This is a genomic window from Kosakonia sp. AG348 (genome assembly GCF_003337365.1).
GTDB lineage: Bacteria > Pseudomonadota > Gammaproteobacteria > Enterobacterales > Enterobacteriaceae > Kosakonia.
On sequence record NZ_QPJR01000010.1, the window covers coordinates 69,537 to 90,992 of the forward strand.

Below are 21,456 nucleotides of genomic sequence, written 5' to 3' on the forward strand. Positions count from 1 at the left end.
ACAACCTTACTCGCCCTGCTCTGCTTGCGGCGCTTCCGACGCTTCAACAGGCTGAGTCTGCTCAGTCGCTTCTTTAATGCTCAGACGAATACGGCCCTGACGGTCAACTTCCAGAACTTTAACCGACACTTCCTGGCCCATCTGCAGATAATCGGTCACTTTCTCAACGCGTTTGTCCGCGATCTGAGAAATATGAACCAGACCTTCTTTACCGCCGCCGATGGCAACAAATGCGCCAAAGTCAACGATGCGGGTCACTTTACCGCTATAGACACGGCCCACTTCGATCTCAGCCGTGATCTCTTCAATACGGCGAATAGCATGTTTCGCTTTGTCGCCGTCAGTAGCTGCGATTTTCACGGTACCATCATCTTCGATTTCGATGGTGGTGCCGGTTTCTTCGGTCAGCGCACGAATGACGGAGCCGCCTTTACCGATCACGTCTTTGATCTTATCTGGATTAATTTTGATGGTATGGATACGCGGCGCAAATTCAGAGATATCACCACGCGGCGCGTTAATCGCCTGCTCCATTACACCCAGAATATGCAGACGAGCACCTTTCGCCTGGTTCAGCGCAACCTGCATGATCTCTTTGGTGATACCTTCAATTTTGATATCCATCTGCAGCGCAGAGATACCGTCGCGGGAACCCGCTACTTTGAAGTCCATATCGCCCAGGTGATCTTCGTCGCCCAGGATGTCGGACAGAACAACAAAGTTGTCGCCTTCTTTCACCAGACCCATTGCGATACCCGCAACGGCGGCTTTCACCGGTACGCCTGCGTCCATCAGCGCCAGAGATGCGCCACAAACGGAAGCCATAGAAGAAGAGCCGTTCGATTCGGTGATTTCAGAAACCACACGTACGGTGTACGGGAATTTATCAGCATCCGGCATTACTGCCAGCACGCCGCGTTTAGCCAGACGGCCGTGACCAATTTCACGACGTTTCGGCGAACCAACCATCCCGGTTTCCCCTACGGAGTACGGAGGGAAGTTGTAATGGAACAGGAAAGAGTCAGTGCGCTCGCCCATCAGCTCGTCGATGATCTGCGCGTCACGTGCGGTACCCAGAGTTGCAGTAACCAGCGCCTGAGTTTCGCCGCGGGTAAACAGTGCGGAACCATGGGTGCGAGGCAGAACACCGGTACGAACGTCCAGACCACGGATCATATCTTTTTCGCGGCCATCGATACGCGGTTCGCCTGCCAGTACGCGGCTACGAACAACGTTTTTCTCGATAGCGTGCAGGATTTCACCCAGCTCATTGGCATCCAGGGTTTCATCTTCTGCCACCAGCGTTGCGATGGTTTCGGATTTGATCACGTCAACCTGAGCATAACGCTCTTGTTTGTCAGTGATGCGATACGCATCGCTTAAACGTGATTCTGCCAGTGCAGCAACGCGCGCGTTCAGCGCTTCGTTCACCGCTTCCGGCTGCCAGTCCCAACGCGGTTTGCCTGCTTCTTTTACCAGCTCGTTGATGCTCTGGATAACAATCTGCTGCTGGTCGTGGCCAAACACCACAGCGCCCAGCATCTGATCTTCACTCAGCAGTTCCGCTTCAGATTCAACCATCAGAACCGCGGCTTCAGTACCGGCTACGACCAGGTCCAGCTTACTTGCTTTCAGCTCTTCCTGAGTTGGGTTCAGAACGTACTGGTCGTTGATATAACCAACACGCGCGGCGCCAATCGGGCCATTGAACGGAATACCAGACAGTGAAAGCGCGGCGGAAGCACCGATCATGGCTACGATATCCGGGTTAACCTGCGGGTTAACGGAAACCACGGTAGCGATAACCTGCACTTCGTTCACGAACCCTTCCGGGAACAGCGGGCGAACCGGGCGGTCAATCAGACGCGCGATCAGCGTTTCGCCTTCGCTCGGACGGCCTTCACGACGGAAGAAACCGCCAGGGATTTTACCTGCAGCGTACGTACGCTCTTGATAGTTAACGGTCAGCGGGAAGAAATCCTGACCTGGTTTTGCTTTTTTCTGGCCAACAACGGTCACGAATACTGCGGTGTCATCCATGCTTACCATAACGGCAGCAGTCGCCTGACGCGCCATCATGCCGGTTTCCAGCGTGACGGTATGTTGACCATACTGGAATTTACGAACGATCGGATTCAGCAAAGTTCTGTCCTTTCTTAATGAAAGTCAGCACACCTTTGGCATGCTGACAATTTAACCGAATCTTCATGCATCCTCGCGACTAATGACAACCCTAACCCGCCCATTGCGGATAAAGCCTCTCATTAGCCGCGCGAACCTCTGCAGTGAAGATCATACCTGGCAACAATACATTAGTTTACTGCCAATTGCTGCCGCCTGGTTGAAAAAAGGGGCCTTGTAGGCCCCTTCTTGAAACTCGCCAGACTTAGCGACGCAGACCCAGACGCTCGATCAGCGCGGTGTAGCGTGCAACGTCTTTACGTTTCAGATAGTCGAGCAGTTTACGACGCTGAGAAACCATACGCAGCAGACCACGACGGCTGTGGTGATCTTTTTTGTGCTCTGCAAAGTGACCCTGCAGGTGGTTGATCTGAGCAGTCAGCAGTGCAACCTGAACTTCGGTAGAACCGCTGTCGTTAGAACCACGACCAAACTCGGAAACGATTTTTGCTTTAGCTTCAACGCTTAGAGACATTTTAAACTCCAGTGATAAAAAAATGAAAAGGCGCCGATCTCTAATTCAGCGGCCTCAGGATTAACGCCGGGTGATGTTAAATACATAGCCCGGCGTTAAGCGGCAATATTCTACTCGTAGTCATGGTTTCCCGCAAGGTAAGCCCGTCATTGTGCAGGATACTCGACCACCAGACGACGCGGCGCAACACGGCCTTCGTCGTCCATTTCGCCCATACCAATGAATTTTGCGTCATCGCCTTCTGTGACGCGCACCAGCCCTGCTTTTGGCGCAGCGGATGCCCGAACCGGCTGACCGTTTTTGAAGTATGCCGCGACCGCTGACGGAATGTTAACCGCCGGGAAATCTGACGCCGGGCTGTCCATTGGCATCAGTAACGGATCCAGCAGTTGTGCTGCCGGGATACCCTGCTGCTCGGCTTGCTCCACCAGCTCGCGCAGCTTTTCGAGCGTCACCATACGTTCAACAGGATACTTACTCACCGCCAGGCGACGCAGATAGATAACATGTGCGCCGCAGCCCAGTTTCTCACCCAAATCATCAATGATGGTACGGATGTAAGTCCCTTTCGAGCAGTGAATTTCCAGCTCAAGTTCATTGCCTTCGTGGCGGATAAATAACAGCTCGTAAACCGTAATTGGGCGCGCTTCACGCGGAACCTCAATGCCCTGACGCGCATACTCGTAAAGCTTCTTTCCCTGATATTTCAGGGCAGAGTACATCGACGGGACTTGCTGCGTATCACCGCGAAAACTCTCCAGCGCAGTAGCCAGTTGTTCGGCACTGAAGGTCAACGGACGCTCTTCAACGATTTGCCCATCCGCATCGGAGGTATCGGTACGCTGTCCAAGGCGGGCAATCACCCGATAACGTTTGTCCGAATCCAGCAGATATTGGGAAAACTTTGTCGCTTCTCCCAGGCAAATCGGCAGCATACCGGTCGCCAGCGGATCAAGCGCTCCGGTGTGTCCGGCACGGTTGGCGTTATAAAGACGCTTTACTTTTTGCAGCACATCATTGCTGGAAGCGCCCTGCTGTTTATCCAGCAGCAGAACGCCATGCACGTCGCGACCGCGACGACGAGGACGACTCATCAGTCCTCCTTGCTGTCGTCCGGGTTCACACGACGTTCGTCATCGTGTTTCACCACACTGGTCACCAGATTGGACATGCGCATCCCTTCCACCAACGAGTTGTCGTAGAAGAACGTCAGTTCCGGCACGATACGCAAACGCATCGCTTTACCCAACAGGGAGCGAATAAAGCCAGAGGCATCCTGCAACGCTTTGATACCCGCTTTCACGGATGCTTCGTCTTTATCGTTGAGGAAGGTGACAAACACTTTGGCATAAGCCAGATCGCGGGAAACTTCGACACCAGAAACGGTGGTCATCATACCCAGACGCGGATCTTTAATTTCGCGCTGCAGGATAATCGCAATCTCTTTTTGCAGTTCCTGAGCCACGCGCTGCGGGCGACCAAATTCTTTCGCCATAATAATTCTCCAGACTAAAAAGGGGCCGTAGCCCCTTTTAATATTTCTTGCCGGGAGGCGCTTCGCTTACCCGGCCAGCAATGTTCATCCACTTTTCATTTCGGCTGGCTAGCAGCCGAAAAGCGAAGCGAATTACTCAATAGTACGTTGGATCTCAATGATCTCGAACACTTCGATCATATCGCCGGTACGTACATCATTGTAGTTCTTAACGCCGATACCACATTCCATGCCGTTACGGACTTCGTTGACGTCATCTTTGAAGCGACGCAGGGATTCCAGCTCGCCTTCATAGATAACCACGTTGTCGCGCAGAACGCGGATCGGGTTGTGACGTTTAACCACACCTTCGGTAACCATACAGCCCGCGATCGCACCGAATTTCGGCGATTTGAACACATCGCGAACTTCCGCCAGACCGATGATCTGCTGTTTCAGCTCCGGAGAGAGCATACCGCTCATTGCCGCTTTCACTTCGTCGATCAGGTTATAGATGACGGAGTAGTAACGCAGATCCAGACCTTCCGCTTCGATCACGCGACGCGCAGAAGCGTCGGCACGAACGTTAAAGCCAACCAGAATCGCGTTGGATGCAGCAGCCAGCGTCGCGTCGGTTTCGGTGATACCACCTACGCCAGAACCCACGATCTTCACTTTCACTTCGTCGGTAGACAGTTTCAGCAGAGAATCGGAGATAGCTTCGACAGAACCCTGAACATCGGCCTTCAGAACGATGTTCACTTCGTGAACTTCGCCTTCGGTCATGTTGGCAAACATGTTTTCCAGTTTGGATTTCTGCTGACGCGCAAGTTTAACTTCGCGGAATTTGCCCTGACGGTACAGTGCCACTTCACGCGCTTTCTTCTCGTCACGCACAACAGTCGCTTCATCACCCGCAGCCGGAACACCGGACAGACCGAGGATTTCCACCGGAATGGACGGACCAGCTTCGGTGACTTCGCGACCCAATTCGTCACGCATCGCACGCACGCGGCCATATTCGAAGCCACACAGCACGATATCGCCTTTATGCAGCGTACCTTCGCGCACCAGCACGGATGCCACCGGACCACGACCTTTATCGAGGAAGGATTCGATAACCACACCGCTCGCCATACCTTTACGTACGGCTTTCAGCTCAAGAACTTCGGCCTGCAACAAGATCGCATCCAGCAGTTCGTCGATACCGGTACCAGCTTTCGCGGAAACGTGTACGAACTGGCTTTCGCCGCCCCACTCTTCCGGAATGATGCCGTACTGAGAGAGTTCGTTTTTAACGCGATCCGGATCGGCTTCAGGCTTATCGATCTTGTTCACGGCAACCACTACCGGCACCTGCGCCGCTTTCGCGTGCTGGATAGCTTCGATAGTTTGCGGCATCACGCCGTCATCGGCAGCAACAACCAGAACCACGATATCCGTTGCCTGAGCACCACGGGCACGCATTGCGGTAAACGCGGCGTGGCCTGGGGTATCCAGGAAGGTGATCATGCCGTTGTCGGTTTCAACGTGGTAAGCACCAATGTGCTGAGTAATGCCGCCCGCTTCGCCTGAGGCCACTTTCGTTGAACGAATGTAGTCCAGCAGAGAGGTTTTACCGTGGTCAACGTGACCCATAATGGTCACAACCGGTGCGCGCGGCTCTGCCGCAGCACCTGTGTCACGGTCGCTCATTACCGCTTCTTCCAGCTCGTTTTCACGACGCAGGATAACTTTATGGCCCATCTCTTCAGCAACCAGTTGCGCAGTTTCCTGGTCAATAACCTGGTTGATGGTCGCCATCGCGCCCAGTTTCATCATCGCTTTGATGACCTGAGAGCCTTTAACCGCCATCTTGTTAGCCAGTTCGCCAACGGTCAGGGTCTCGCCGATCACGACGTCACGGTTAACCGCTTGAGCTGGCTTCTGGAAGCCCTGCTGCAGAGCAGAACCTTTACGCTGACGGCCGCCTTTACCACCGCGAACTGCCGCACGCGCTTCTTCACGATCAGCTTTGCTTTCAGCGTGTTTGTTGCCTTTCTTCGGACGCGCTGCTTTCGCTGTGCGGCTGCGACCACGACCGCCTTCAACTTCACGGTCGTTATCATCTTCCGCCTGGCGGGCATGCTGGGAAGTGGTTACATGGTAGTCACCAGTAGTCTCTTCTTCTTCGCTTGCCGGAGCTGCCCAGTTCGCTTCATTTTGTTCAGCCATACGACGAGCTTCTTCCGCTACGCGACGCGCATTTTCTTCCAGTTTACGACGAGCCTCTTCTTCCGCTTTGCGCTTAAGTTCTTGCGCTTCGGATTCACGGCGGGCTTTTTCCGCCTGGGCTGTCCTGGTCATTTCGTCAGATTGTTGGTTGCTCACTTTGCTATTTTCCGCAGCTTCGCGTTTTGCATTTTCAGCATTTTCGCGTTTAGCCTTTTCATCAGCTTCACGTTTCGCACGAGCTTCGGCATCACGTTTGGCTTTTTCCTCGGCTTCGCGCTCAGCGGCTTCCTCTGCTTCACGACGGGCCTTCTCTTCCGCTTCACGCATCGCCTCTTCTTCCGCAGCGAGACGTTCAGCCTCTTGTGGATCGCGTTTTACAAAGGTGCGTTTTTTACGGACTTCGATCTGCACCGATTTACTTTTCCCACCGGTGCCCTGAATACTTAATGTACTGCGCGTCTTGCGCTGCAGAGTCAGCTTGTCAGGCGAAGAACCGTGCTCACGGTTCAAATGCGCTAACAGCGTCTGCTTTTCTTGTGCCGTCACTGAGTCTTCAGCGGACTTGCGGATCCCTGCGTCAGCAAATTGCTGTACCAGGCGGTCCACAGAGGTTTGAATCTCAGCGGCCAGCGTTTTTACGGTTACATCTGTCATGCTGTTCCTTCCTGCTACAGTTTATTACGCTTCGTCGCCAAACCAGCAAATATTACGTGCGGCCATGATGAGCTCACCTGCTTTCTCATCGGTTAACCCTTCGATATCGCTCAGGTCATCCACACCTTGTTCAGCGAGGTCTTCCAGCGTACAAACACCACGAGCAGCCAGTTTGAAAGCCAGTGCGCGATCCAGACCTTCCAGGTTAAGCAGGTCTTCAGCCGGTTCTTTATTACCGAGGCTTTCTTCCTGCGCCAGTGCCAGAGTGGTCAGCGCGTTTTTCGCACGATCACGCAGGGCTTCGACGGTGTCTTCATCCAGACCATCGATTTCCAGCAGCTCTTTGATTGGCACATAGGCCAGTTCTTCCAGCGTAGAGAAACCTTCTTCGACCAGAACGGTGGCGAAATCTTCGTCAATGTCCAGGTAGCGGGTGAAGGTGTCAATCGCGGCATGAGCCTCAGCCTGATGCTTGGACTGCAGATCCTCAACGGTCATGACGTTGAGTTCCCAGCCGCTCAGCTGAGACGCGAGGCGCACGTTCTGACCATTACGGCCGATAGCCTGCGCCAGGTTGCCCGCCTCAACGGCGATATCCATGGTGTGTTTATCTTCATCCACCACGATAGAAGCAACGTCAGCCGGTGCCATTGCGTTGATAACGAACTGCGCCGGGTTATCGTCCCACAGCACGATATCAATACGCTCACCGCCAAGTTCCGTCGAAACCGCTTGCACACGCGCACCGCGCATACCCACGCAGGCGCCGACCGGATCGATACGCTTGTCGTTCGTCTTCACGGCGATTTTGGCGCGAGAACCCGGATCGCGGGCTGCGGCTTTAATCTCGATAACTTCTTCACCGATTTCCGGCACTTCAATGCGGAACAGTTCAACCAGCATTTCCGGTTTGGAACGGGTCACGAACAGCTGCGCACCACGCGCTTCAGGGCGCACAGCGTACAGCACACCGCGGATGCGGTCGCCCGGACGGAAGTTTTCACGCGGCAGCATATCTTCGCGCAGGATAACGGCTTCAGCGTTGTTGCCGAGATCCAGCGTGATGTTGTCGCGGTTCACTTTCTTCACCACGCCGGTGATGATTTCGCCTTCGTGCTCGCGGAACTGATCGACCACCATTGCGCGTTCAGCTTCACGTACTTTCTGTACGATGACCTGTTTTGCGGTCTGGGTGGTGATGCGGTCAAACGTGACGGATTCAATCTGATCTTCAACATAGTCGTCGAGGTTCAGGCTCTCATCTTCGTAACGCGCTGCTTCGAGGGTGATCTCACGTGTCGGCTGCGTCACTTCTTCAACGATCAGCCAGCGACGGAACGTGTCGAAATCACCGCTTTTACGATCAATGCTTACGCGAACATCGATCTCTTGTTCGTATTTTTTCTTGGTTGCTGTAGCCAGAGCACTTTCCAGCGCTTCAAAGATTTTTTCACGCGGAAGCGACTTTTCGTTAGAAACAGCTTCAACAACAGCCAAAATTTCTTTGTTCATCGGGGGCCTTTCACCTCAAATCCAGACTGTTAAAAGTGGGGGACCAGGTTCGCTTTTTGAATATTGCTCAATGCGAACACTTCATCTTTACCTTCGACCGTAACGGTGATCATCTCGCCATCGACATCTTTAATGATGCCCTGCCATTTACGACGGTTTTGAACCGCCATACGCAGAACCAGCGAGACTTCGTCGCCCTTAAAGCGTGCATAGTGCTCAGCCGTAAACAAAGGACGCTCAAGACCTGGTGAGGAAACCTCCAGGTTGTAAGCCACGGTAATCGGATCTTCAACATCCAGTACCGCACTGACCTGGTGGCTGACATCAGCGCAATCATCAACATTGATGCCATCTTCACTATCAATATAGATGCGCAGTGTAGATGTGCGCCCGCGCACAAACTCGATACCGACCAGTTCATAGCCCAGTGCTTCAACCGGCGCCGTAATCATCTCTGTTAATTTTTGCTCTAATGTGGACAAGTCCACCCCCAAGACATAAAAAAAGGGCGTATAGCCCAGTTATTTCGTACTCAGATAACAAAAAACCCCGATAAATCGGGGCTTTAAATAACTGAACCCTATAGCCGCAACTGCGGCCTGGAGAACCTTCCGTGAGTATTTTTTTCAAATCCAGCTGCGAAGGCGTTAAGTCTTCATAGTATATTTGAAAAAGAACACTTAGGGAAAGTGGTTGCGGGGGCCGGATTTGAACCGACGACCTTCGGGTTATGAGCCCGACGAGCTACCAGGCTGCTCCACCCCGCGCCTGAAACGTGGCAAATTCTACTCGCTTGAGTGCAAATTTGCAAATAATGCTGGGATTTGGTACCGAAGACGGGACGTAAAACCGGGCTGCAGTATATTGATATACATGCCGTTCTGTCAACCGTGGCGCGTTAGCATCCTGTGCCCCTGACGTATGCAATTTTGTTGCGTATTATTTTTAAGCATGTAAACAGCAGTGTTCACCACTATCGCAATGAAAATTGCACTCTTCTCTTCCGGTCATCGTCAAAAGATGATTAAATGAAAACTCACTTATTTTGCATAACCATTCACTAATTGTTCTGGTCGGATGGCACAAAGAGTATGGCGTGGCTGTTAAGTCTCTCACCATCGGTCTATCAAGCAGGGATTTTTTTATGACGACGATTCTCAAGCATCTTCCCGCAGGTCAACGTATCGGCATCGCTTTCTCCGGCGGACTGGACACCAGCGCAGCGCTGCTGTGGATGCGCCAAAAAGGCGCGGTTCCTTATGCATACACCGCGAACCTGGGTCAACCGGACGAGGATGACTATGACGCCATTCCCCGTCGCGCAAAGGAGTACGGTGCGGAAAATGCTCGCCTAATCGACTGCCGTAAACAGCTGGTCGCCGAAGGCATTGCCGCCATCCAGTGCGGCGCTTTTCATAATACGACAGGTGGTCTGACTTATTTTAACACCACGCCGCTGGGCCGCGCGGTAACCGGCACGATGCTGGTTGCGGCAATGAAAGAAGACGGTGTGAATATCTGGGGCGACGGCAGCACCTATAAAGGCAACGATATTGAGCGTTTCTATCGCTACGGCCTGCTGACTAACGCCGAGTTGCAAATCTATAAGCCGTGGCTGGATACCGACTTTATTGATGAACTCGGCGGCCGTCAGGAAATGTCCGAATTCATGGTTGCTTCTGGTTTCGACTACAAAATGTCGGCAGAAAAAGCCTACTCGACTGACTCCAACATGCTGGGCGCAACGCACGAAGCGAAAGATTTAGAGTTCCTCAATTCCAGCGTGAAGATTGTTAACCCAATCATGGGGGTTAAATTCTGGGATGAGAATGTCAAAATCCCGGCGGAAGAAGTTACCGTACGTTTTGAGCGCGGTCATCCGGTTGCGCTGAACGGCAAAACCTTCACTGATGATGTTGAACTGATGCTGGAAGCCAATCGCATCGGTGGCCGTCACGGTCTGGGAATGAGCGATCAGATTGAGAACCGTATTATCGAAGCGAAAAGCCGCGGTATTTACGAAGCCCCGGGGATGGCGTTGCTGCATATCGCTTACGAACGTCTGCTGACCGGTATCCACAACGAAGACACTATTGAGCAATATCACGCCCATGGCCGCCAGCTTGGTCGCTTGCTGTACCAGGGCCGCTGGTTCGATCCGCAAGCATTGATGCTGCGTGACTCCCTGCAACGCTGGGTAGCAAGCGCCATCACGGGTGAAGTCACGCTGGAGCTGCGTCGCGGCAATGATTATTCGATTCTGAATACCGTTTCCGACAATCTGACCTACAAAGCAGAGCGTCTGACGATGGAAAAAGGCGAGTCCGTGTTCTCCCCGGATGACCGTATCGGTCAACTGACGATGCGCAATCTGGATATCACCGATACCCGTGAGAAACTGTTCAACTACGTGCAAACCGGTCTGCTTTCCACCACGGCCGGGAATGGCCTGCCTCAGGTAGAAAACCTGGAAAACAGCGAGAAGAAATAAGTCTCTCTGCATCTTCGTGCCTGCCTTGCAGGCACGATTCTCTGCTTTAAGTTATCGCTTCAGCTTAACAACATTTATCAAGCCAGTTCGCTTTCTCCCGCCAGGATGGGCATTCCATATCCTCAATAGATATTCGGATCAAAAATCACGCTCACCGCAGCGCGATAGGTGTCCGGGCGCGTCGACAGCATGGTGTCCACATCTTTCTGGCGCACCAGAAAATCGATACTGCCGGGTTTATCTGCCCCATAGACTTTGGCGGTGAACTCGTTTTGGTTCGCAGTTTTGCCAATGAAAAGCGGTCTGCCGGTCACCGTGGAGCCGGTCTGCATATCCACCACATTATCCGGCATGTTGATCGTTACCTTCATCGGCACCTGTTGCCCGCTGTTATCGCTGGTAAGCGCGCACTCCTTACCTATCTGATCGGCGCAGTCCAGGAAAACGGTGAACCCACCGGAACTGGAGAGCGTAAACGCACTTCGCCCGGTCAGTTGCGGCGTCACGCGGGAAACCATCCAGCGTTCCCAGTTGGCCTTCCCCTCATCCTCTGAGCAGATTTTTCCCGATGGGCAGGGTTGCAGGGCAACCGTCTGCGCACCAGCGGCCGGCGTGAGTTTCAGTTCATGAGTTACCGTCAGCGCAAAGTTAATATTCAGCATGGTATCGCTGGCTACATACACATCGCCAAAATCAATGTTACCCCCGGGGCCAATGGTGAGTGGCGCAGTACCTTTATAGATACCGGAACTCATCTTCAGCGGATCTGGCGTATCCAGTTCGTAGGCAATACTCATTTCGTAGAAGCGCGAGGGCTCTGTTCTGTCTATGGTACTGACTTTATAACAAGCGCCCTCTGCTGTGGTGACTCTCCATACAAAAGCCGTCCAGTTGGAGTTTCCCACAAGGGGGCCACTGTTCTGGCAAGGTGAGTTTGGCGAGGAATACGATCCCCCAACCCAGGCGTAATCATTCCCGGCCAATGAGTATCGCCCACTGAAGCCACTGATCCGGAAGGTCACTTGCGCAACTTCGCCGGTCGTTTCGTTAACGACAGGTAGCGTTCTGGCTTTATTACTTAATCCGAAGTAGGGGTTATTTCTCGGTACGTCATTGGCAACAATCGGCTGTTTTAAGCGCAGCTCTAACGGCAACGCAATACCAAAGGAGCCTGCAGGGCAATACGCAGGCCAGGTCGCACAATACCCAGAAACCGGTGTGGTATTAGTGAATGCGCCGTTTTCCGGATTCGTTGCCGACGGAGTAAAACTGGCGCTGATATTCATTTCCGCCGCGACAGCGCAGAAACTTATCACGCATAGCGAAACGGATAAGGCTGCTCGCGTAATGTGGCGTAGTAGGGACATAATATTTCTCTGTAAACATCAAAACGCATAACAGAAGGCGCTGATAAATGGCACTTTCTTATGCAATTCAAGTCTGGCGGAAATGCGCCAGGTAATTCAGGTTCACGGTTTTGCTTTCCCGGCACTGAAAGGTAGTGCGACGCGTCCGGATACGCTTTTGCGCCGGGGATCCCTGCGCACCATCACCACCAGATGCGATATCGCTTATTTCCCGCCCCCCGCCGCAGCCGCTTTCGTCCTGAATGGCAGCGTCACCTGTTCCGCGAAGACGTGGCTCAATGAATTCAAAAGATATTCGGATCAAAAATCACGCTCACCGCACCGCGATAAGTGTCCGGGCGCGTCGACAGCATGGTGTCCACATCTTTCTGGCGCACCAGGAAATCGATACTGCCGGGTTTATCTGCACTATAGACTTTGGCGGTGAACTCGTTTTGAGCCGCAGTTTTGCCAATGAAAAGCGGTCTGCCGCTTACCGTGGAGCCGGTCTGCATATCCACCACATTATCCGGCATGTTGATCGTCACCTTCATCGGCACCTGTTGCCCGCTGTTATCGCTGGTAAGCGCGCACTCCTTATCTATCTGATCGGCGCAGTCCAGGAAAACGGTGAACCCACCGGAACTGGAGAGCGTAAACGCGCTTCTCCCCGTCAGTTGCGGCGTCACGCGGGAAACCATCCAGCGTTCCCAGTTGGCCTTCCCCTCATCCTCTGAGCAGATCTTTCCCGATGGACAGGGTTGCAGGGCGACCGTCTGCGCACCGGCGGCCGGGGTGAGTTTCAGTTCATGGTTTACAGAGAGGGTGAAGTTCAATGTCAGGATGCTGTCACTGGCAGTAAAATTATCGCCGAAATCAATGTCCCCTCCCGGACCCACCGTCAGGGATAAGGTTCCTGTATAAGTGCCGGATGCCATTTTCAGCGGATCTGGTGTGACCAACTCATACCCTAAGCTGGTCATGTCAATATAATAGGGCTCGTCCGTCAGGTTGATCCTGGCTGTTTTATAGCAGGCAGAATCACTGGCTGGCCATTTCCACATAAATAGATAAGCGGTATAACTACGCCAGCCCACACCTGAATAACCGCAGGGTGCGGGAACATTTACAAAGCTACTGCCATTCCACGTAGATTGATGCTGGCTGATGGGCCAGTCTCCTCGCGTATGGTATTTTGCAGAAAAAGCGTTAACCCTGAAACCAAGCGTCACCAACGAGCCCGTTTGCTGATTCATTACCGTGATATTGCGCATTGCACCCGGCATTTTAAAGTACATTCCCATTCTGGGATCAGAATTTGCCGTAAACCCGGCCGTCGCCAGAGAGGCCGTTATGCCGCCCATTGAGATACTGAGCGTTCCGGGAGCGGTACATTCTCCAGGGTAACTTGCACAATATCCACTCTGGGGTGTGGTATTTGTGAAGGTGTTTTTTTCCGGGTTTTCCAGCGATGGCACAAACTCTGCTGTAATGTGCATTGTCGCCGCCGATAAGGCGAAGTTCACAAGAAGCAGGCATGCAGCCAGCAACTGTGAAAGCACGCGTGTAAATGGAAGATTCATTTTTTTCACTCGATCTGCGCCGTCGCGTAAATTCAAAAGATATTCGGATCAAAAATCACGCTCACCGCACCGCGATAGGTGTCCGGACGCGTCGACAGCATGGTGTCCACGTCTTTCTGGCGCACCAGGAAATCGATACTGCCGGGTTTATCTGCGCCATAGACTTTGGCGGTAAACTCGTTTTGGTTCGCAGTTTTGCCAATGAAAAGCGGTCTGCCGCTTACCGTGGAGCCGGTCTGCATATCCACCACATTATCCGGCATGTTGATCGTCACCTTCATCGGCACCTGTTGCCCGCTGTTATCGCTGGTAAGCGCACACTCCTTACCTATCTGATCGGCGCAGTCCAGGAAAACGGTGAACCCTCCGGAACTGGAGAGCGTAAACGCGCTTCGCCCGGTCAGTTGCGGCGTCACGCGGGAAACCATCCAGCGTTCCCAGTTGGCCTTCCCCTCATCCTCTGAGCAGATCTTTCCCGATGGGCAGGGTTGCAGGGCGACCGTCTGCGCACCGGTGGCCGGAGTCAGTTTCAGTTCATGGTTTACAGAGAGGGTAAAGTTGAGATCTAACTGATTGTCGGAAGTCTTAAAGTTATCACCGAAATCAATATCTCCACCGGAACCCACGCTAAGAGATAGGGTTCCTGTATAGGTGCCGGATGCCATTTTCAGCGGATCAGGTGTGACTAACTCATACCCTAAGCTGGTCAAGTCAATATAATAAGGCTCGTCCGTCAGGTTGATCCTGGCTGTTTTATAGCAGGCAGAATCACTGGCTGGCCATTTCCACATAAATAGATAAGCGGTATAGCTAATCCAGCCCACGCCCGAATAACCGCAGGGTGCGGGAGCATATACAAAACTACTGCCGTTCCACGTAGATTGATGCTGGCTGACGGGCCAGTCTGCTCGCGTATGGTATCTTGCAGAAAAAGCGTTAACCCTGAAACCAAGCGTCACCGACGAGCCCGTTTGCTGATTCACCACCGTGATATTGCGCATTGCGCCCGGCATTTTAAAGTACATTCCCATTCTGGGATCAGAATTAGCCGTAAACCCGGCCGTCGCCAGAGAGGCCGTTATGCCGCCCATTGAGATACTGACCATTCCGGTACCGGCACATTCCCCAGGCAAAATTGAACAATATCCACTCTGTGACGTGGTATTCGTGAAGGTGTTTTTTTCCGGGTTTTCCAGCGATGGCACAAACTCTGCCGTAATCTGCATTGTCGCCGCCGATAAGGCGAAGCTCACAAGAAGCAGGCATGCAGCCAGCAACTGTGAAAGCACGCGTGTAAATGGAAGATTCATTTTTTTCACTCGATCTGCGCCGTCGCGTAAATTCAAAAGATATTCGGATCAAAAATCACGCTCACCGCACCGCGATAGGTGTCCGGGCGCGTCGACAGCATGGTGTCCACATCTTTCTGGCGCACCAGAAAATCGATACTGCCGGGCTCATTTGTGCCGTAGGTTTTTGCAGTGAAGTAGTTCTGCCCTGCGCTTTTGCCAATCAAAAGTGGCCTGCCGCTTACCCTTGAACCGGTCTGCATATCCACCACCTTTTCCGGCAGATTTATCATCACTTTCATCGGCACCTGTTGCCCGCTGTTATCGCTGGTGAGCGCGCACTCCTTACCTATCTGATCGGCGCAGTCGAGGAAAACCGTAAAGCTCCCCGAGCTTGTCAGGTTAAAATTGCTCCTGCCGGTCAGCTGGGGCGTGATGCGGGTAACCATCCAGCGTTCCCAGTTGGCCTCCCCTTCGTCAGCGGTACAAATTTTTCCGGCCGCACAGGGCTGCAGGGACACTGACTGGTTTTCCGGGGTGGTGGTGAGCTTCAGCTCGTGGTTTACGCTCAGGGAAAAGTGAAGGTTTAACTGATTGTCGGAGGCCTGAAAATTATCACCGAAATCAATATCGCCGCCGGGACCCACCGTCAGGGATAAGGTGCCTTCATAAAGCCCTGAGGTTAATTTCAGCGGCTCCGGTGTTTGCAGCTCATACATGATGCTGGTGTCATTAATTAAGTAAGGCTCACCCGTCAGCGGTATTTTTGCCACTTTATAACAGGCCACATTTTCGGCTGGCCATTGCCACATAAAACGATAGTATCTGGTTGAATAAACCCCTACGCCGGAATAGGAGCACGGTGCAGGGGCAAAAACAAAGTTTCCCCATCCAGTGGGGCTTCCTGACCAGGCGGTATTGTGATCTTCTAACGTCCAGTCATTATGCGTATTTAACGTTGCACCGAATCCCCTCACCCTGAAGCGGACAGAGGTTTCGGAACCATCCTCGCGGTTGATTAACGTGGTATTCCGCCATGCGCCCGGCATTTTGAAATAGACGCCCATTCGGGGATCCGAATCGACCGTGAAGCCAGCCGTTGCCAGCGACGCGGTTATCCCGCCCATGGAAATACTGAATGTTTTTAGATCAACGCATTGGTCCGGATAAATCGTACAGTACCCACCCGCGGGCGTGGTGTTGGTGAAAGTGTTATTTTCCGGGTTTTCCAGCGATGGCGTAAATGACGCGGTAATCTCCATCGTGGCAGCCATCACCGTTGCGCTACCGGCAAGTAGCGCCATCCCCGTAAATAAGCTCAGTGCAATCTGTTTCATTTCGTTGCACCTGAACCGACCTGCTGGCATTTAAGCGCGCTGATAAACTGCACTCTCTTATTGGGATCCAACCCGGCTGGAATTTCGCAGTGCAGTTCTGGCTCGCCATTTTCTGCCGGAACCGTTAACTGGCGATTTGTGACACCGGAGTCCAGCGTCAATACCCCTTCCGCATTCACCATGGCCTGCGCGACATCGCTTTTGACGTAGCGGTTTTTAATCAGCTGGCCTTGCGCATTCTGCAGCATGCTAATCAGGGTTAAGGTCTTCACTGTTTTGATGTTCACATACTGAACGCTACCGCGATTCATCTGGATAGTCTGGCGCTCCGGGAACACCTGCACACTGTCACCACCGGGGGCGCTAAACTGGATATCGCTTCTTTTCCAGAGCTCCGCCGGCAAAATATTGCGGCCTGGTTTCAGACGCAGTTCGCTCATATTGCCCGTTGCGAGGATACGGGTGTTTTTATCGTCAGCATCCATATCCACAATCACCGCAGACTGCATGCCACTGTTGTTGCCATTGACGGACGCGACCTTACCGCCGCCCATAACCAGCACCTGGCTTAGGTTCGCGCCTGCAATATTCGTTTTGCTCCGCATACTGTGCTGCGCGTAGAAGTTACCGTTTATCCAGGGGGTATCCACTGCGCCATTGCCATTCAACGTAGTATCCGCAGCACTCAAGGAAACACCGCCGCCTAAGTTGCGCAGCGTCCCTTTATCTTTTGGTTCCCATTGATACTGCAGGCTGGAATAACTCTGATCCTGTTCCAGGCCGGTGCTCAAAGATACCGAATGTTCTTCGGAGGGAGACAAGGCGATCGACACGCTAAAAGAGACACCCCGATCGCGGCGATCATTATCGAAGCCCGGACGGTCATAAGCGCTCATGCGGAAAGTGGTACTGCGATCAAAGAGGCGTGTTTGCGTACTCCACGAAACATCCGCCGCGGTTCCTTTACGCCAGGGGGTATCAATATATTGCGTATTGAGAATCAGCGAAGAGCCTCCCGGCAATCGGGACGACAAAGAGGCACCCCACGTTTGACCTGCCTGACGGGTACGAACGCGCCTTCCATAAACATCGCTAAGCGTAGAACGCCAGTAAAGGCTGGCGGAACCGCCCGCATATAAATTGCGGTAATAGCGGAGATCTGTGTCCTGATTCGCTTGATATTGCGAATTACCCAGCGTGTACTGCGCAAAAAAGCGATCGTCTTGCGAAAGCGTAATGTTGGTGCGCATCCGCAGACGACGCTCTTTAAGAGACATCGCGCCGGAAAGTCCAACGGTCGCTAGGGGATTGACCAGCCATTCCATACCCGCGCCAGCCGCAAAGGGATTCTTATCCTCCGCGCTCACATCGCCACTTGCCAGCGCGCGACGTTGGCCGCCCCAGAGATTCATACGCCAGCGTTTGTCAGGGTTATTCCAACCCTGCGCCTTAAAAATCTGCGCTTCCTGAGTATCAACTACCTGGCCATTTTCGATAATTTTGATCGTAATATCATAAATACCAAGCGGCAGAGGGCGGGTATCCAGCGCCTGTACGCCCGCCTGTAATTGCTGGGTACGGATCATTTGGCCATTGCGCCAGACTTCAGCAACGGACTGATTGCGCCCCGTCACATAGACAGGCCACGCGCTTACACTGTCGGTGGTTGCGAGCAAGGCGTCCGATGTTCCCCACATGCCGCCAATAACAGTATCATTGCCAAACCCTGCGGTCTGGACGTTGCCGTTATCGCTGTCAGGAGTAAACACACCCAGACGCAAAAAGCTGCCTTTAAACTCTTTTTGGGTGAAAAGCTGATAGAGACTGTAATTCCTGTACTGATACTCACCGTCAGTGCCTGAAGACTGGAACGCCGCTTGTTGACTCCAGCCGCCCAGTGAAGAGGTTAAAGATGAGTTAATCCCCCAACTGCGCATTGAAGCCGTGTCGGTGATTGAGAGGCTGTTATTCATAATCAACCCGGTCGGTGCGTCATCTGGCACTGACAAATAACGGCTGACGACCTGGCTGGTTTCATAATTAGCGGTGTAAAGTTTTAACGCGGAGTTATCAAGAGAATAAACAACCTGCATGAGTCCGGACGGGCAAGACTCTGTGCATTTACCTATGGCAACACCCTTCTGAAGAAAATCAGACCAGACTGCATTTGTTGCGGGATCACTATTTGGCTGCTCATCAATAACTCGCAGGAGTTTAATATCTCCATTTTCCCGCAGAGAAATACTGGCATCGAAAATATAGTTGTCGTTCAGATATACCTGAACGACAACTTCAGAATTATAAAAATACCGCTTAAAATCTTCTGGCAGCCCTTTCATATTTGCAGCAAGTTGCATATCACCAGCCGAAACAACGAATGGAACAGCAACAAGAAGTATTAATGATATTTTCATAATATTTTTATAATGAGCTTATAGGGTATAAACGGAAATAAACGTTACGGATTAACTAGCGCTTCCTCAAACATCATCGCTACCTGGCCGGTAAAATCACCCTGCACAGTAAGAGCTTTAGAGTCAGACTGGCTAATGCGCAAAGTAGTACGGCCGCCAGCTTTTGCTGTGGTATCGTCAACAACGGTTTTCGCCGTATCGCTCAGTTCAACACCGTTAAATTCAACTTTCAGAGGAATAATATCGGTACCGTTTGACAGAATAGCGTCACCATTAGAATCGGTATTCATCAATGTTGCCTGAATTCCGCCAGAAACGTTCTTATACTGGAACTGTTTTTCAAATGCTTTTAATTTGGACGTTGTAATATCATACTCAATTTCTTGAGCCTGATTAATCCATCCGCTTTCTACAGGTTCAACCTGAAAGTCATCGCTAGGAACATGAGCGAAAACATCGATATTGTAACTTTGTTGGTTAGCGGCCATCGCCGTTGTGCTGCCTAATACAGATAAAGACAGAACACCACCAAAGAGACAAGCTTTTGCAATTTTATTAGTCAACATGGAAAATCCTTTCAATTTAAAGAATACAACACTGCTTATTTGCAACTTACTTCTTAATACTAGAAACGTAGTTTCTTTTGGTTTTCCCCTTCAATAAGGGTGAAAAGAGTACTGCGCCCTTTCTGTTTATCTACTACCTTCGTTTTACCAGGCAGGATGAAAAGACGCGTAGCGCTATTACACCCTGTACCAGACGAGGTGCAATTGCGGATATTCTCCAGAACAATCGTGGCGGTGCCTTTGTTTGTTACTTTAATTCCCGCCGGTGAAGACGATTCAATTTGCGTATTAAAAACAGGTTTTGTAGGCAAAACGATCACTAATGTGCCGTAGCCAGATAAAACATTCAGACCTGCGTTCAATGCTTTTTTACGATATTCATCGACTTCTTTATTATTTAATCCGAAGCCATCATCAGTTTTTGGCAGAACCGGAACAAACCTTACTCGATAATATTTTTCAACCGAGCGATCGCCTGGCCACATAAATCTTGCGGCCTGGAATCCGCCAGGCGGGATAATCATTCTGAGCGGGGTGACAATAAGTCTGTCTTTCTGTAAAGAATTACCCGCAATCTCTTTTACCGGTGCTTCTTTAACTTTCCCGCTTTTATCAATATTTACTTCCAGTAGATCGATGCGGACAAAAGCCGTGGATGTCCCGGTATTATAAATACGTTTAGAAATAGACTGCTTATCAGGCGTCAGTGTGTCATACATGCTTCCAATCCCTATTTCAGGGAGAGCGAAGGCCGCAGACATCTTAAGTCCGAATATAAGAGCCAGAGAAACAGATGAAATCTTTCTTAATAAGGAAACGCAACACATATTCAGTATCCAGACAACGCTAAAAACGAGGCAACGATAATCACGCCTCGAAATTAAAGCAACCGAACACATGCAGATTAATAAATTATTAAAAACCGAATCTTGATCAATTTTACTCCTCAGACCAGTAATTGCTATTTTTGAGGTGATATATGCCGATGATTTATAAGATTAATATGTTTTTAATGTGCCTCCTGACTTGTCCTTTAACCAGCCTTTGTTAAAACATGGAGGCTAGCGCCTTGCACAGCACGAGTTTCCTGCATTAATCATTGAATTAATAAGCGTGGAAGAAAATTGCCACCAGATATACCCAGAAAGGGTTAGAAGTTTAAGGATAGAAGTTGGCGGTTTGGCGGTTTGGCGGTTTGGCGGTTTGGCGATTTCGCAGTTTGAAGGTTTGAAGGTTTGAAGGTTTGAAGGTTTGAAGGTTTGAAGGTTTGAAGGTTTGAAGGTTTGAAGGTTTAAAGGTTTGAGGGTTTGAAGAAAGAAGAAGGAAGAAGGAAGAAGGAAGAAGGAAGAAGGAAGAAGGTTTGGCAGTGTAGTCAATAACAGGTAAAAAAAAAAGACATCTTACGATGTCTTTTTTCCGGAATATTGGTACCGAGGACGGGACTTGAACCCGTAAGCCCAATCGGGCACTACCACCTCAAGGTAGCGTGTCTACCAATTCCACCACCTCGGCACGACTTACTTCTTAGTGCGGGATATCGCTGGTCGGCTGCGCCGGAGCTGCAGGCTGAGTTTGTTCACTCTTAGCCGGTGCACTCAGATTATCCCACTCGCTTCCTTTATTGGTTTTATTGCTGTTAATGTTGCCCAGCACAAGGCTAATAATAAAGAACAGTGTTGCCAGCACAGCAGTCGTACGGGTCATGAAGTTACCAGAACCACTTGAACCGAACAGCGTACCGGACGCGCCAGCGCCAAAGGAGGCTCCCATGTCAGCGCCTTTACCTTGCTGCAGCATAATCAGGCCAACAAGAGCCAGCGCTACAATAAGGAAAACAACTAAAAGAGCTTCGTACATAATCAACCTGTTCCTTGCGGGGTTGCCGCAGCCAATGCTTCAAACCAATAAAAGTGGGATGTT

General features: G+C 51.5%; 16 protein-coding genes and 2 tRNA genes. 1 reads left to right on the forward strand and 17 read right to left on the reverse strand.

The window, feature by feature from the left end; all coding sequences use genetic code 11:
* Positions 1–6: 6 nt before the first annotated feature.
* The 8 genes from pnp to DFO56_RS20660 form a co-directional block, all read right to left on the reverse strand.
* A complete protein-coding gene (gene pnp, locus DFO56_RS20625; protein ID WP_045513217.1) occupies positions 7–2,142 on the reverse strand; it encodes a polyribonucleotide nucleotidyltransferase in 2,136 nt (711 codons plus the stop codon).
* Positions 2,143–2,386: 244 nt separating this feature from the next.
* Positions 2,387–2,656, reverse strand: coding sequence for a 30S ribosomal protein S15 (gene rpsO, locus DFO56_RS20630; protein WP_017457357.1), 270 nt, complete (start codon positions 2,654–2,656; stop codon positions 2,387–2,389).
* Positions 2,657–2,802: 146 nt separating this feature from the next.
* On the reverse strand, positions 2,803–3,750 hold the full coding sequence (truB, locus tag DFO56_RS20635) for a tRNA pseudouridine(55) synthase TruB (RefSeq protein ID WP_045513221.1): 948 nt from the start codon (positions 3,748–3,750) through the stop codon (positions 2,803–2,805).
* Positions 3,750–4,151, reverse strand: coding sequence for a 30S ribosome-binding factor RbfA (gene rbfA / locus DFO56_RS20640; protein WP_017457355.1), 402 nt, complete (start codon positions 4,149–4,151; stop codon positions 3,750–3,752). The genes truB and rbfA overlap by 1 nt, the downstream gene beginning before the upstream one ends.
* Before the next feature lie 132 nt (positions 4,152–4,283).
* The gene (gene infB / locus DFO56_RS20645) at positions 4,284–6,998 is read right to left on the reverse strand and encodes a translation initiation factor IF-2 (RefSeq protein WP_020455415.1); all 2,715 of its coding nucleotides are present in this window, start codon (positions 6,996–6,998) and stop codon (positions 4,284–4,286) included.
* A 24-nt stretch (positions 6,999–7,022) separates the two neighbouring features.
* A complete protein-coding gene (nusA, locus tag DFO56_RS20650; protein ID WP_017457353.1) occupies positions 7,023–8,510 on the reverse strand; it encodes a transcription termination factor NusA in 1,488 nt (495 codons plus the stop codon).
* Between the two features lie 29 nt (positions 8,511–8,539).
* The gene (gene rimP, locus DFO56_RS20655) at positions 8,540–8,992 is read right to left on the reverse strand and encodes a ribosome maturation factor RimP (protein ID WP_017457352.1); all 453 of its coding nucleotides are present in this window, start codon (positions 8,990–8,992) and stop codon (positions 8,540–8,542) included.
* 208 nt (positions 8,993–9,200) lie between these two features.
* Positions 9,201–9,277: transfer RNA gene (locus tag DFO56_RS20660), tRNA-Met, on the reverse strand.
* A 377-nt stretch (positions 9,278–9,654) separates the two neighbouring features.
* Between DFO56_RS20660 and argG the strand changes: the two genes are divergently transcribed.
* On the forward strand, positions 9,655–11,001 hold the full coding sequence (argG, locus tag DFO56_RS20665; RefSeq protein ID WP_020455416.1) for an argininosuccinate synthase: 1,347 nt from the start codon (positions 9,655–9,657) through the stop codon (positions 10,999–11,001).
* Between the two features lie 122 nt (positions 11,002–11,123).
* Here the strand turns inward: argG and DFO56_RS25020 are convergent, their stop codons facing one another.
* From DFO56_RS25020 to secG, 9 genes are all read right to left on the reverse strand, one after another.
* A complete protein-coding gene (locus DFO56_RS25020) occupies positions 11,124–12,368 on the reverse strand; it encodes a hypothetical protein (RefSeq protein WP_233500422.1) in 1,245 nt (414 codons plus the stop codon).
* 284 nt (positions 12,369–12,652) lie between these two features.
* Positions 12,653–13,930, reverse strand: a complete 1,278-nt coding sequence (locus tag DFO56_RS20675) for a hypothetical protein (protein ID WP_233500423.1) — start codon at positions 13,928–13,930, stop codon at positions 12,653–12,655.
* Positions 13,931–13,962: 32 nt separating this feature from the next.
* A complete protein-coding gene (locus DFO56_RS25025; RefSeq protein WP_233500424.1) occupies positions 13,963–15,240 on the reverse strand; it encodes a hypothetical protein in 1,278 nt (425 codons plus the stop codon).
* Positions 15,241–15,272: 32 nt separating this feature from the next.
* Positions 15,273–16,556, reverse strand: a complete 1,284-nt coding sequence (locus DFO56_RS20685) for a hypothetical protein (protein WP_045512638.1) — start codon at positions 16,554–16,556, stop codon at positions 15,273–15,275.
* Positions 16,553–18,649: a TcfC E-set like domain-containing protein gene (locus DFO56_RS20690; RefSeq protein WP_233500425.1), complete on the reverse strand. Its 2,097-nt coding sequence runs from the start codon at positions 18,647–18,649 to the stop codon at positions 16,553–16,555. Before DFO56_RS20690 ends, DFO56_RS20685 begins: the two co-directional genes overlap by 4 nt.
* A gap of 365 nt (positions 18,650–19,014) precedes the next feature.
* Positions 19,015–19,536, reverse strand: coding sequence for a CS1 type fimbrial major subunit (locus tag DFO56_RS20695; protein ID WP_045512641.1), 522 nt, complete (start codon positions 19,534–19,536; stop codon positions 19,015–19,017).
* 59 nt (positions 19,537–19,595) lie between these two features.
* Entirely contained in the window at positions 19,596–20,255 is a 660-nt protein-coding gene (locus DFO56_RS20700; protein WP_020455427.1) for a hypothetical protein, read from the reverse strand.
* Between the two features lie 706 nt (positions 20,256–20,961).
* A tRNA-Leu gene (locus tag DFO56_RS20705) sits at positions 20,962–21,048 on the reverse strand.
* A 12-nt stretch (positions 21,049–21,060) separates the two neighbouring features.
* Positions 21,061–21,393 carry a preprotein translocase subunit SecG gene (gene secG, locus DFO56_RS20710; protein WP_020455428.1) on the reverse strand — a complete coding sequence of 111 codons (333 nt, stop codon included), beginning with the start codon at positions 21,391–21,393 and terminating at the stop codon, positions 21,061–21,063.
* Positions 21,394–21,456 lie beyond the last annotated feature (63 nt).